This is a genomic window from Sphingomonas sp. NBWT7 (assembly GCF_014217605.1).
Lineage (GTDB): Bacteria > Pseudomonadota > Alphaproteobacteria > Sphingomonadales > Sphingomonadaceae > Sphingomonas.
Map to the genome: position 1 here is coordinate 1,632,940 of NZ_CP043639.1, position 13,422 is coordinate 1,646,361.

11 protein-coding genes are annotated in these 13,422 nt (G+C 69.4%); 4 read left to right on the top strand and 7 right to left on the bottom strand.

The genetic code is table 11. The features are described 5' to 3' along the window. Positions 1-11 precede the first annotated feature (11 nt). Complete coding sequence (locus tag F1C10_RS08115; protein ID WP_085808605.1) at positions 12-692, bottom strand: ABC transporter ATP-binding protein; 681 nt, start codon at positions 690-692, stop codon at positions 12-14. Beyond that, positions 692-2,014: an efflux RND transporter periplasmic adaptor subunit gene (locus F1C10_RS08120; RefSeq protein WP_258042786.1), complete on the bottom strand. Its 1,323-nt coding sequence runs from the start codon at positions 2,012-2,014 to the stop codon at positions 692-694. Before F1C10_RS08120 ends, F1C10_RS08115 begins: the two co-directional genes overlap by 1 nt. 195 nt (positions 2,015-2,209) lie before the next feature. Here F1C10_RS08120 and F1C10_RS08125 point away from each other — a divergent pair, with 195 nt between their 5' ends. Both F1C10_RS08125 and F1C10_RS08130 read left to right on the top strand, forming a co-directional pair. Beyond that, the gene (locus F1C10_RS08125; RefSeq protein ID WP_185205288.1) at positions 2,210-3,577 is read left to right on the top strand and encodes a sigma-54 dependent transcriptional regulator; all 1,368 of its coding nucleotides are present in this window, start codon (positions 2,210-2,212) and stop codon (positions 3,575-3,577) included. Positions 3,578-3,637: 60 nt separating this feature from the next. Beyond that, positions 3,638-4,951, top strand: a complete 1,314-nt coding sequence (locus F1C10_RS08130; protein WP_185205290.1) for a PAS domain-containing sensor histidine kinase — start codon at positions 3,638-3,640, stop codon at positions 4,949-4,951. A 12-nt stretch (positions 4,952-4,963) separates the two neighbouring features. On the opposite strand, the gene F1C10_RS08135 is transcribed toward F1C10_RS08130, so the two are convergent. Together F1C10_RS08135 and F1C10_RS08140 are read right to left on the bottom strand one after the other, a co-directional pair. After that, complete coding sequence (locus tag F1C10_RS08135) at positions 4,964-6,676, bottom strand: amidohydrolase (RefSeq protein ID WP_185205292.1); 1,713 nt, start codon at positions 6,674-6,676, stop codon at positions 4,964-4,966. Next, a complete protein-coding gene (locus F1C10_RS08140) occupies positions 6,673-7,512 on the bottom strand; it encodes an NAD(P)-dependent oxidoreductase (protein WP_185205294.1) in 840 nt (279 codons plus the stop codon). The genes F1C10_RS08135 and F1C10_RS08140 overlap by 4 nt, the downstream gene beginning before the upstream one ends. Positions 7,513-7,701: 189 nt before the next feature. Here F1C10_RS08140 and F1C10_RS08145 point away from each other — a divergent pair, with 189 nt between their 5' ends. Both F1C10_RS08145 and F1C10_RS08150 read left to right on the top strand, forming a co-directional pair. After that, a complete protein-coding gene (locus F1C10_RS08145; protein ID WP_185205295.1) occupies positions 7,702-8,943 on the top strand; it encodes a threonine ammonia-lyase in 1,242 nt (413 codons plus the stop codon). Positions 8,944-9,109: 166 nt separating this feature from the next. Beyond that, positions 9,110-9,889 (top strand): arginyltransferase, encoded by a 780-nt coding sequence (locus tag F1C10_RS08150; protein WP_185205297.1) that lies wholly within the window; start codon positions 9,110-9,112, stop codon positions 9,887-9,889. A 34-nt stretch (positions 9,890-9,923) separates the two neighbouring features. Here the strand turns inward: F1C10_RS08150 and F1C10_RS08155 are convergent, their stop codons facing one another. From F1C10_RS08155 to F1C10_RS08165, 3 genes are all read right to left on the bottom strand, one after another. Next, the gene (locus tag F1C10_RS08155; protein ID WP_185205299.1) at positions 9,924-10,721 is read right to left on the bottom strand and encodes a transglutaminase family protein; all 798 of its coding nucleotides are present in this window, start codon (positions 10,719-10,721) and stop codon (positions 9,924-9,926) included. A gap of 171 nt (positions 10,722-10,892) precedes the next feature. Beyond that, positions 10,893-11,828, bottom strand: a complete 936-nt coding sequence (locus F1C10_RS08160) for an alpha-E domain-containing protein (RefSeq protein WP_185205300.1) — start codon at positions 11,826-11,828, stop codon at positions 10,893-10,895. Positions 11,829-11,853: 25 nt separating this feature from the next. Beyond that, positions 11,854-13,341, bottom strand: coding sequence for a circularly permuted type 2 ATP-grasp protein (locus F1C10_RS08165; protein WP_185205302.1), 1,488 nt, complete (start codon positions 13,339-13,341; stop codon positions 11,854-11,856). Positions 13,342-13,422: the final 81 nt, after the last annotated feature.

The following is a 13,422-nucleotide window of genomic DNA, read 5'->3' on the forward strand; positions in this document are numbered from 1 at the left end:
TGTTGCCGCGATCAGGCCGCGCGGCGGCGTTCTTGCAGGATTCGGCCGTCGAGCATGTTGACGACGCGGCTGGCATAATCGGCGTGCGCGGGCGAGTGCGTCACCATCACGATCGTCGCCCCTTCGCCGTTCAGCCCCTGCAGCATCCGCATCACCTCCTCGCCGTGATTGGTGTCGAGATTGCCGGTCGGTTCGTCGGCGAGGATCAGTTTGGGCTTGGCGACCAGCGCGCGCGCCACCGCGACGCGCTGCTGCTGCCCGCCCGACAGCTGGCTCGGCCGATGTCGCGCGCGATGCGCGATGCCGACGCGGTCCATCACCTCGTCGGTACGCTGGCGGCGCTCGGCGGCGGGCACGTCGTGGTAGAGCAGCGCGAGCTCGATGTTGTCGCGCACCGACAGCTCGTCGACCAGGTTGAAGCTCTGGAAGATGAAGCCGATGTTCTCCTTGCGGAAATCGGCAAGCTTGCCCTCGGCGAGCCCGGCGACTTCGGTGCCGTCGAACACGTACGATCCGCTCGTCGGGCTATCGAGCATGCCGACGACGTTGAGCAGGGTCGATTTACCGCAGCCCGACGGCCCCATGATCGCGACGAACTCGCCCGACGCGATGTCGAGGTCGATCCCGTCGAGCGCCACCGTCTCGACGCTGTCGGTGCGGTACAGCCGCGCCACGTCCCGCATGCGAAGCATCAATTATCCTTTCCTTGGGTGAGGTCGAGCGCGTCCTTGTCGGCGAACCCGGTATAGGGGGAGGTGATCACGCGCTCGCCGGCGGTGAGCCCGTCGAGCACCTCGATCGTGTCGGCGTTGCGGCGGCCGAGGCGTACCGGGCGCTTCACCGCGCGCGCCCCGTCGGGCGCGACGACGAACACCCACGCGCCGCCCGTGTCGTTGTAGAAGGCGCCGTTGGGCAGCAGCACCGCCGGCGTCGGATCGCCTAGCGTCAGCCGCGCCTGCACCGTCTGCCCGCGCTGCAACCCGGCGGGCTCGGCGCCCAGGAACTGCAGCTCGATCTGGAACTGCCCGTTCTGCACCTGCGGGAAGATCTTGGTGACGCGCGCCTGCTGCCGGCCCGTCCCCGCCTCGATCGTCGCGCGCTGGCACACCGCGACACGGCCAAGGTAATATTCGTCGACGCCTGCGCGCAGCTTGTTGCGGCCGGGCGAGTCGATCTGCCCGATCCGCTCGCCGCGCTGCATCGACTGGCCGACCTGGATCGAGAAGCCCGACAATTGCCCCGCCACCGGCGCGCGCAGCTTCAGCGCGTCGAGATTGGCGCGCGCCAGATGCAGCCCCGATTGCAGGATCGCGGTCGACGCGCGTTGCTGCGCCAGCTGGCTGCGCAGCAGCCGATCGTCGGTCGACTGGCCCTGCCGCAGCACGGCGACACGCCGCTGCTCGTAGCGCAGCTGGTCGGTGGTGTCGGCGAACTGGCGCCCCGCGACGAAGCCGCGCTGCGCCAGCGGCTCCTCACGCTCGAACTGGCGCCGCGTCTTGATCATCGCGAGCTCGGCCTCGAGCACGTTTCGCTGATTGGCGACGCGCGTCTGCGCCAGCGCCAGCTCCTGGCTGCGCATGTTGTTGATTTGCTGCTCGACCTCGGTCTGCCGCGCCAGCGTCGACAGCTGCAGCTCGGCGTTGGAAAGCACCGCGATCGGCTGCCCCTTCGCCAGCGTCGCACCGTCCTCGACCAGCACTTCCTCGACGCGCCCGCCCTCGATCGCGTCGATATAGACCGTCAGCAGCGGCTCGACGCGCGTGCGCAGCGGAATGTAATCGTCGAACGTGCCGCGCGTGACGGTCGCGATCGACAGCCGGTCGGCGGCGACGCTCTGCGTGCCGGCACGCGGCGCCAGCCACCAGAACAGCGCCGCCGCCACGATCAGCGCCGCGACGATCCCACCGATCACCGCAGCCTTGGGCAGGCGGCGACGCTCGATCACCCGGTCCATCCCGCTGCCGGAGACCGCCGCGCCTTCCGCACGATCCTTGGGGAGCCGCACGACGCTCATGTCCGCTTCCGGACGGCGGCGGTGTCCGGTTCCGGACGGTTGAGCGGGTCGGGGGCAGCAAGAACGCGGATCATGCCGGGCTTGTTGCATCGCGCGTGCCAAATGCCCGGCGCCTCAGCGTAGCGACACCGTTGCGCAAGTGGCACAACAATTGATTGTCCGCTGCCGACCACAGGTTGTACGGGAGCGGACGCAATGGGGCCGGAATACGATCGCTGCGTGATCGTCGACGACGACGACGATATCCTGCTCGCTGCGCGCCTGCTGCTGCGGCCGCTGTTCCGCGAGATCGTCACCGCCGGCTCCCCCGCCGAGGCGCTGCCCGCGATCCGCCGGCAGGTGCCTGACGTCGTCCTGCTCGACGCCAATTTCGCGCGCGGCGCGACCGATGCGCGAGAGGGGCTCGCCTGGCTCGATCAGCTCGTCGCGCTCGATCCCGAGATCGTCGTCGTGATGATCACCGCGCATGCCGGCGTCCATGTCGCGGTCGAGGCGATGAAGCGCGGCGCGACCGATTTCGTGCCCAAGCCGTGGTCGAACGAGCGGCTGCTCGCCACCGTGCGCACCGCCGCCGCGCTGCGCCGCTCGCGCGTCGCCGCTGGCGCGCCGCCGCCCACCAGCCCGTCCAAGGCGCCGCAGTCGCCGCTGCTCGGCCGCTCACCCGCGATGGCGCGCGTCCACTCGCTGATCGAACGCGCCGCACCGACCGACGCCAACGTGCTCGTGCTGGGCGAGAACGGCACGGGCAAGGAGCTCGTCGCACGCGATCTTCACGCGCGCTCGCTGCGCGCCGGCCGCGTGCTGCAGACGGTCGATCTCGGGGCGATCGCTGCCGAGCTGATCGACAGCGAGCTGTTCGGCCATGTGAAGGGCGCGTTCACCGATGCGCGCAGCGATCGCGTCGGCCGCATCCAGGAGGCGGACGGCGGCACGCTGTTCCTCGACGAGATCGGCAATCTGCCGCTGCACCTTCAGCCCAAATTGCTCACCGCGCTCGAGCAGCGCCAGATCACCCCCGTCGGTGCGAACAAGCCGATCAAGGTCGACATCCGCGTCATCGCCGCGACCAACATGACGCGCGATCGCCTGACCGACGAGCGCGTGTTCCGCCAGGACCTGCTCTACCGGCTCAACACCGTTGAGATCGCGCTCCCCTCGCTCGCCGAGCGGCCCGAGGACGTGGGCGAGCTCGCCGACCATTTCCTCGATCACTATGCCGCGCGCTACAACCGCCCCCGCCCGATGCTCAGCCCCGCCGCGCGCGACGCGCTTGCGCGGCACGATTGGCCGGGCAACGTGCGCGCGCTGCGTCACGCGGTCGAGCGCGCCGTCATCCTGTCGACCGAGCCCGTGCTCGAGATAGCCGACTTCGGTTTGGACGCACCCGCGCCGCGCACCGGCGCCGCGCCCGCCGCGACCGACGATCTCAACCTCGACCGGGTCGAGCGCCGGCTGGTCGAGGAGGCGCTGCGCAAGCACGGCTACAACATCACGCTCGCCGCGGGCGAACTCGGCCTGTCGCGCGCCGCGCTCTACCGCCGCATGGAAAAGCACGGCCTGTGAGGCACGTGCCGCACTGCACCGGTTTCATCGCCGCGAAGCGCGCCCGCTCGGAACGCCCGCATGGGCTTTGACGGCCGCTTCACGCTCGGCCTCGTCTTCCGCGTCGCGCTGCTGGTGCTCGCGCTGATGATGGTGGTCTGGGCGTTCCGCACCCCGTCGTTCGTCATGGTTCGCCTCGTCGCGGTCGGCATCGCCGGCCTCGCGGCGCTGGCCTTGTGGTATCACGTCGAGCGCACCAACCTCGCGCTCGCGCGCTTCCTCGAGGCGCTGCGCATCGGTGATTTCGCGGCGCATTTCCCGGAAAAGGGCGGCGCCGGCTTTCGCGCACTCGGCACCGCGCTCAACGAGACGATCCGTGGCCTGCGCGAACAGCGCGGGCAGACCGATGCCGAACTGCGCTATTACGAGGCGCTGATCGACGACATGCCCGTCGCGCTGCTCACCGTCGATGCCGGCCGCGTCGAGCCCGGCAACAAGGCCGCGCGCCGCCTCTTCTCGCGCCACGCCGGCGTACGGCCGGACGATTACGCCACCTATGGCGCGACCTTCGCGCAGCGCCTCGCCGAGCCGCGCGGCGACGAGGAGATGCTGATCCTCAACCTCGACGGGCGCGCCAAGCGTACGCTGGTGCGCCACGCCGCACTCAACCGGCTCGGGCGGCAGACGAGCGCAGTCGTCGTCCAGCCGATGCAGGGCACGCTCGACGCGGTCGAGATGGCGGCGCAGACCGATATCGTCCGCGTCCTGACGCACGAAATCCTCAACTCGCTCACCCCCGTCATGTCGCTCGCGCAGACCACCGCCGCACTGCTCGGCGAGGTCGAGGACGGCGATCCGCGCATCGCCGACGCGTGCGAGGCAACGCGCGCGCTCGCTCGCCGAACCGAGGGGCTACGGCACTTCATCGACAGCTATCGCGCGGTGGCGCGCGAACCACGCGTGGTGCGCCAGCGCTTCGCCGCGCGCGCCTTCGCCGACGAGCACGAGCGGCTGTTCCGCGCCGAATGGCCCGCGGTGACGCTGCACGCCGATTGCGCCGACACGACGATCGACGGCGACCGCGCGCTCCTCTCGCAGCTGCTGCTCAACCTGCTGCGCAACGCCGCGCAGGCGGCGAAAGCGCACGCCGCGCAGCCCAAGATCCGGCTCGCGATCGAGCGCACCGCGGACGGCATCGCGATCACCGTCGAGGACAACGGCCCCGGCGTGCCCGACAAGCTGCGGCAGGAGGTTTTCCTGCCGTTCTTCACCACGCGCGCGGAGGGTACCGGCGTCGGGCTCAACCTTGCGCGGCAGATCGCGGTGGCGCATGGCGGCACGCTCGACGTCGCCGACAGCCCGCTCGGCGGCGCGCTGTTCCGGCTGCTGCTCTAGCCGCGACGCGCGCTAGCGCCGCGGCGGCGCCCCGTTTGCGGCTTCACCGCCACGCGACCACGCCTTCTCGCCGCCGATCCACGTCTGCTCGACGCGCGTCGCGCGCAGCGCCGCGGCATCGCCCGCCAGCGGATCGCGATCGACGATGATGAAGTCCGCTTTCTGCCCCGGCGCGAGGTTGCCGAACTGCTTCTCGGCAAACCCGGCATAGGCCGCGCCGCCGGTGAACGCCCACCACGCCTGCTCGCGCGTCACCGCCTCCTCCGGCCGCCAGCCGCCCGCCGGCTGCCCAGCCGCGTCCTGCCTTGTATAGCCCGCCGCCCAGCCGGCCCAGGGATCGGGCTTCTCGACCGGGAAGTCCGATCCGAACGCCAGCCGCGCGCCGTTCGCCAGCATCGATCGCCACGCATAGGCGCCGGCCAGTCGCGCCGGCCCCAGCCGCGCCTCGGCCATCGTCCGGTCCCCGGTCGCATGCGTCGGCTGCATCGAGGCGATCGTGCCGAACTTGCCGAAGCTCTTGAGATCGGCGGGATCGACCACCTGCGCGTGCTCGATCCGCCAGCGCCGGTCGCCGGTATAGGTCTCGCTCAGCACCTGGATCGCGTCCAGCGTCTGCGCATTGGCGCGGTCGCCGATCGCGTGCACCGCGAGCTGAAAATTGTCCATCGCGGCGCGGCTCATCTGGTTCTGCAGCTGCGTATCGGTGAGGAACGCGAGCCCCTTCTCGCCCGGCGCATCGGCATAAGGCGCCTTCAGCGCCGCACCGCGCGAGCCGAGCGCGCCGTCGACGTAGATCTTGACGCCGCCCATCCGCAGCCGATCGGCGTAGAGCCACGGCGTCGGCCCCTTGCCGCCGACGCGGCTCGCCGTCTCCGTCCCCGCGGCATAGCTCATGATGCGCACGCGCAACGCGTTGATGTCGCCCATCCGGCGATAGCTCAGCCAGTCGTCGAGCGTCGTTCCCATGTCCGCCACGGCGGTGACGCCGTTCGACAGCAGCACGCGCTGCGCCTCCAGGAACGCCGCGTCGCGCTCCTTGGGCAACGGCTGCGGCAATGCCTTCTCGATCAGCTGCATCGCCGCGTCGACGAACACGCCCGACGGCGCGCCGCCGCTCTTCTCGATCCGCCCGCCGGCGGGCGCCGGCGTGCTCGCCGTCACGCCTGCTTCGCGCATCGCGACGCTGTTCGCCCAGCCGGCATGGCCGTCCGCGCGTTCGAGCCAGATCGCATGGCCCTGCGCGACGTCGTCGAGATCCGCGGCGGTCGGGAAGCGCCCCAGTCCCCACGCTTCCTGGTTCCAGCCGCGCCCCTGGATCCACTTGCGGTCGGGATTGGCGGCGATGTACGCCGCGATCCGGCTCTTCGCCTCGCCCAGCGACTTGGTCATCGACAGGTCGAGTGAGAGCACGCCGAAGCCCAGCCCCATCACATGCCCGTGCGCATCGATGAAGCCGGGCAGCAGCGTCTTGCCACCCATGTCGACGCGCCAGTCGTACAGCGGCTTGCCAGCGTTCTTCTTCAGCTCCTTGCGGCTGAGCTTGGGCGGCGCCTCACCCGGCGGCACCAGCCGCGTGACGCGCCCGTCCTTGTCGATCAGCACCGCCTTGAAGCGCACGACGCGCCCATCAGCAGTCGGCGCGATGCCGTTGACGTTGTCGACAATCCCGTCCGCGCCCGCGGGCACGGCGGCGAGCATCAGCGCGATGGCGAGCGCGCGCCTCATCGCGGCAACCTGCGCACCAGCGCGCTCGTATCCTGTCGTCCGCCACCCATCTTCTGCACCTCGGCATAGAATTGATCGACCAGCGCGGCGACCGGCAGCACCGCGCCGTTGCGCTTCGCCTCGTCGAGCGCCAGCCCCAGATCCTTGCGCATCCAGTCGATCGCGAAACCGAAATCGAATTCGTCCGTCGTCATCGTCGGCCAGCGATTGACCATCTGCCAGCTCTGCGCCGCACCACCCGAGATCGCCTCGAACACCGCGTCCAAATCGAGCGCACTCGCCTGCGCGAAGCGGACCGCCTCCGACAAACCTTGGAGCACGCCCGCAATGCAGATCTGGTTGACCATCTTGGTCTGCTGCCCAGCCCCCGCCGCACCGACGTGGACGATGCGTGCGGCATAGGCCTCCATCACCGGCCGCGCCTTTGCCATTGCCGCGTCGCTGCCGCCGCACATGATCGAAAGCTGGCCCTTCTCCGCACCCGCCTGCCCGCCCGACACCGGCGCGTCGACCACCAGCGCGCGCGCCTCGGCCAATTGCCGCGCGATCGCCGCCGACACCGTTGTGTGATCGATGAACACCGCATCATCGCGCATCGCGCCGAACGCGCCGTCCGTACCCAGCGTCACCGCCGCCAGATCGTCGTCGTTGCCGACGCACGTCACCACCGCGTCGGCGCCCGTCGCCGCCTCGGCCGGCGTTTCGGTGACGGCGAGCCCCGTCGCCTCCGCCTTGGCACGCGTACGATTATAGACGGTAACGTCGTGGCCGGCGCGGGCAAGGTGCCCCGCCATCGGGGCACCCATCACGCCGGTGCCGATGAAAGCGATCTTCATGGGCGTGGCGGATAGGCGCTGTTTGCACGCCGCGCCAGATGATCCTAGAGGCGCGGGCGCGAACTTGGGATCAATCAGGATTCCGTTCGGGCCGCGCCGTGTCGACGCCCTCCCCTTCTCTTCTCGCTGCGCGAAAGGAAAGATCGGCCAGTCGACGGGCGGCGGGCCTGGCGGCTGGGATATGAAGCGATGGCGACTGCGGCGAAACCGACGACGACCCAACCCGTCACCATCGACGACGTGCGCGCCGCCCACGCGCGCATCCGCGATTCGATCGTCCGCACGCCGACGCTGATCAGCCGTACGCTCTCCGCGCTGACCGGCGCGACAATTTACCTCAAGTTCGAGAATCTCCAGTTCACCGCCGCCTATAAGGAGCGCGGCGCGCTCAACACGCTGCTTCAGCTCAGCGACGAGGCGAAGGCGCGCGGCGTGATCGCCGCCTCGGCGGGCAACCACGCGCAGGGGCTCGCCTATCACGCCAATCGCCTCGGCGTGCCCGCGACGATCGTGATGCCCACCAATACGCCAACGGTGAAGGTTGTGCAGACCGAAGGCCATGGCGCGACGGTAGTGCTGCACGGCAATACGTTCGACGCCGCTTATGCCCACGCCCGCGTGCTCGAGGCGGAGCGCGGCTACACCTTCGTCCACCCGTTCGACGACGCGCGCGTCATCGCCGGCCAGGGCACCGTCGCGATCGAGATGCTCGAGGACGTGCCGGGGATCGACATGCTCGTCGTGCCGATCGGCGGCGGCGGGCTGATCTCGGGCATGGCGACGGTGGCGCGCGCCGCCGATCATCCGATCGAGATCGTCGGGGTGGAGGCGGAGCTGTTCCCGTCGATGTACAACCGCACGCGCGGCACCGACATGCCGTGCGCCGGCGATACGCTGGCCGAGGGCATCGCCGTCAAGGAACCCGGCGTCGTCACCTCGCGTATGGTCGAGGCGCTGGTGGACGATATCGTGCTCGTTTCCGAACGCAGCCTCGAGGAAGCGGTCAGCCTGCTGCTCCAGATCGAGAAGACTGTGGTCGAGGGCGCCGGAGCCGCCGGGCTCGCGGCGATGCTCGCCAACAAGGAACGCTTCGCGGGCAAGACGGTCGGCGTCGTGCTGTGCGGCGGCAACATCGATACGCGGCTCCTCGCCAACGTCCTGCTGCGCGATCTCGCGCGATCGGGGCGGCTCGCCCGGCTGCGCATCCGGCTGCAGGATCAGCCCGGCGCGCTCTACAACGTCGCGCGGATCTTCGATCAGGAACGCGTTAACATCCTCGAGCTCGCGCATCAGCGCATATTTACCAACCTGCCCGCCAAGGGGCTGAGCCTCGACGTCGAATGCGAGACACGCGATCGCGCGCACCTCGATCGCCTCCTCACCGCGCTCGAGACCGCGGCCTATGAGGTGAAGCTGATTGAACTTGCCTGACGCGGCCGCCCTTTGACCCAGAACGGGGCGGTCCGCCGGACTGGAAACTTTCTTAACGCGACGTTAACCTTGTATTGATGATCTCGCGACTTCCCCGAAGGCATCCGGCGATTCATAGCGGCGTTACAGCACGTGCAGCGACACGTTGCATGGAGATCCCACGCCGGTGACCGCGCCTTTTCGTTTCCCTCGTTTCTTCGTCACCAGCCCCGCGCCGTGCCCGTATCTGCCCGGGCGGCAGGAACGGAAGGTCTTCACCGAACTCACCGGCCCGCACGCCGCCGAGCTCAACGATGCGCTCGGCCGGATCGGTTTTCGCCGCAGCCAGGGCGTCGCCTATCGCCCGTCATGCGCGGGGTGCACCGCCTGCGTCTCAGTGCGCGTCGTCACACACGATTTCGCTGCCAACGCGACGCAGCGCAAACTCATCCGTCGCAACGCCGATCTCGAAGTTACCGCCTGCCGCCCGTGGGCGACCGACGAGCAGTTCCAGCTGCTCCGCCGCTATCTCGCGCACCGCCATCCGGGCGGCGGCATGGCCGGGATGGACGAGCAGGATTACGCCGACATGGTCGAACAGTCGCCGGTCAATTCGGTGATCGTCGAATATCGCGAACCCGGCGTCGACGGCCGCCAGGGCCGGCTCGTCGGCGCCTGCCTCACCGATCGTCAGGCCGACGGGCTGTCGATGATCTACAGCTTCTTCGATCCCGAGATCGCGAGCCGGCCGGGGCTCGGCAGCCTCATCATCCTCGATCACATCCTGCGCGCGCGCGCCGCGGGGCTCGGCTACGTCTACCTTGGCTATTGGGTGAAGGGCTCGGCGCGCATGGCGTACAAGGTGCGCTACCGCCCGATCGAGATGCTCGGCCCGCGCGGATGGATGCGGATGGCGGACGAGGACCTCGCGACCGGCGTAGACACGCGCGCGCGGGCGCTGGCGTAGTCGCCGCCGCACCACCCCGCCGCGGCCAGCCGCTTCATCCCTCGGCCTGCACCGTCACGTCGACGTCGAGCGCCTCGACGCCCTCTCCCAGCCGCGATCCCGCGATCGGCGCCGCGCCAATGGCGTCGAGCGCCACCGCGACGCGCACGTGATGCTGGTCGGCGAGCGTGCCGAGCATCGGATCGAAGCCGATCCACCCGGCGCCCGCGATCCACGCCTCGGCCCAGCCGTGCGGCGTCGGACGGTGATCGCCCGCTAGGTCGCAATAGCCCGACACGTAGCGCGCCGGCGCGCCCACGCACCGCGCGCCCGCGACGAACAGCTGCGCCATGTCGCGTGCCGTCAGCGCGGTGCGCGCGAACGCCTCGGCAACTGTCAGCCCCGGAGTCGGCCGCGCGGCGTCGAGCGGGAAGCGTTTCCCGATGGCGGCGTTGAGCCGCGTCAGCGCCGCGCGACCCGCGTCGCCCGCGAGATCGCGCGCGAACGCCTCGACGGCGGCGTCGGCGCTCGTCGTCGGCGTCGTGCGCTGGAACACCGCGGGGGGCAGCGTCTCGTGGCTGCCGTGCAAAACCCCGCCCGAGCTGCTCGTCACCACCTCGCCCGTCACCGTCAGCTCGATGTCCTCGAGCGGCCCCTCGCAGTACAGCATCGTCGTGTGATTGCCGAACCCGTCGCGGTGGTTCGTCATGCGCGCGTCGCAGTCGATCTCGATATGCCACGCCGCCACCGTCTGATCGTAGGTGTTCTCCGGCGTCATCCGCAGCAGCTGGACGATCCGCGCCTGCGGCGTGGTGAAGCGATAGCGGGTACGGTGCTCGATCGACAGTCGCATAGGCCCCCCTGTTTTCCGTGCAGCGCGAGACATGCGGCGCCGCTGCCGCCGCTACATCGTACCTGTTCCGACCTTCCCGCCGCACACTCCGCCGCCCGCGTGCGACCAACGCCCGCGATCGCAGCGCCGGCTGCCGTCTGTTCCGACGCGGATTGCCACCGCGGCGCGCACTCAGTGGAACTTGAACTGGCGGCCGATCGCCCGGTGCAGCTCGTCATTCTCCGCGATCAGCGCCTGGAGATGCTGGTGCAGGCCGGAGACGATCACGTCGCCGGTGCGCGTCTTGGTCATGCGCGCGTGACGGGCGCGTGCCATCCGCCCCGCCTCGCCATGCGTCCCGGTTCGCTTCGCCAGCGCGGTCAGCACGTCGACCGTCTCCTCGATCGCCGCGGCGATGCTGCGCGGCAGCTCGGCGCGCGACAGCAGTAAATCGATGACGTTCGCCGGCACCAGCCCGTCGTTGTAGATCCAGCGATACGCCGTCACCGCCGACACCGTCTGGAGGATCGTCGTCCACTGGTCGCGGTCCACCGTCCCGCCGACGCTCTGATCCTCGGGCAGCAGGATATGGTATTTGACGTCGAGCAGCCGCGCCGTGTCGTCGACGCGCTCGGTCGCCTGGCCCAGCCGCAGGAACAGCGTCGTCTGGTTGCGCAGCATGCGGTGGATCGCGCCTTCGAAACCGCGCGTCTCGGCCTTCACCGCGTCGACCAGCGCGAGCGTGCGATCGGAATCGAGCCGGCTCATCCGCTTGTCGAACACCAGCCACGCGCCGTTGATCGCCGACCATGACTCGCGCGTCAGTGCGGTGCGCACCGCCTTGGCGTTCATCCGCGCCATGTCGAGGCAGCGCACGATCGATCCGGGATGCGACGTGTCACTGGTCAGGAATCGCGCCACCGCCTCACGCGTCAGGCTCGCTCCGCTCGCCTTGAACGCCTCCTCGGTCTCGGTCACCACCAGCGCCGATTGCCACGCCGCCTCACCCGCGGGCCGCGGCGACAGCACGTCGAGGCGCACCGTCGCCTCCACCAGCCGCGCGATGAAATCGGCCCGCTCGACGTAGCGTCCGAGCCAGTAGAGCGACGACGCGGTCCGGCTCAGCATCGGCCGGCGCTCCTGATGCACCGGCTCACAGCGATTGCTCCTGCACCATGCTGCCGCCCATCATCACCTGCGACTGGACCGGGCGTTGCCCGGTGTCGAGCAGCACGAAACTGTCCTTGGTGCCCCCGCCCTGCGACGAATTCACCACCAGCGACCCCTCCTTCAGTGCGACGCGCGTCAGCCCGCCGGGCACCACCTGCACGCCCTTCGATCCCGTCAGCACGAACGGGCGAAAATCGACGTGGCGCGGGCTCAGGCCCCGGTCGGCGAGCGTCGGTACGGTTGACAGCGCCAGCGTCGGCTGCGCGATATAGCGGTGCGGCTCGGCAACCAGCGCCTCGCGGAACGCCGCGATCTCCGCCTTCGACGCGGTCGGCCCGACGAGCATCCCGTAACCGCCCGATCCGTCGACCAGCTTGACGACCAGCTCGTCCAGATGATCGAGCGTGTAGCGCAGCGCCTCGGGCTCGCGGCAGCGGAACGTCTCGACGTTGGGCAAAGCCGCGTCCTTGCCCGAATAGAAGCGGACGATCTCGGGCATGTAGCTGTAGATCGCCTTGTCGTCGGCGATGCCGTTGCCGGGCGCGTTCATGATCGCGACGTTGCCGGCGGCATAGGCGGCGATCAGCCCCGGCACGCCAAGCATCGAATCGGGGCGGAACACCAGGGGATCGAGGAAATCGTCGTCGACGCGGCGATAGATCACGTCCACCTTCACGCGCCCCGCGATCGTGCGCATGTAGACGACGTCCTCGTCCACCACGAGATCGGCCGCCTCGACCAGTTCGATCCCCATCGAATCGGCGAGGAAACTGTGTTCGTAATAGGCCGAATTGTAGTGGCCCGGCGTCAGCACGACGCAATTTGGGTTCTGCCCGCAGGTGCGCGGCGCGACCGATCGCATCGTCTCGAGCAGCCGGTCGGGGTAGCTGTCGACCGCCGCGACGCGGAACTGCTCGAACAGCTCGGGGCACAGCCGCACCATCGCCTCGCGATTCTCGAGCATGTAGCTGACGCCCGATGGCGTGCGGGCATTGTCCTCGAGCACGAAGAAATCGTCGGGCCCGGTGCGCACCAGATCGATCCCGCAAATATGCGCCCACACGCCGTGCGGCGGGTGGATGCCGACGATCTCCGGGCGGAATTGCGGGTTGGAGAGGATCAGCTCCTCGGGCAGCACGCCAGCCTTCAGGATCTCCTGCTTACCGTAGATGTCGTCGAGGAATGCGTTGATCGCCTCGACACGCTGGATCAGCCCCGCGGACAGACGCGTCCACTCGTCGGCGAGGAACACGCGCGGCACGATGTCGAACGGGATGATCCGCTCGCTCGCGTCGTTGTCGCCATAGACCGCGAAGGTGATGCCGAGCTGGCGGAAGGTCGTCTCGGCGGCTTCCTGGCGGCGGCGCAGATCGTCGGTCGGCGTTTCGTCCAGCCAGCGGACCAGGTCCGCCAATTCGGGGCGCGCCTCGCCCCCATCCCCCATGATTTCGTCGAACGCCGTCTGCCCCATTCACCGCCCAACGCGCGAGGATCGTTTCGGGTGCATGCTGCGCCACAATGTTGCGGCGCACAGGCACTGATCGGTAGCAAA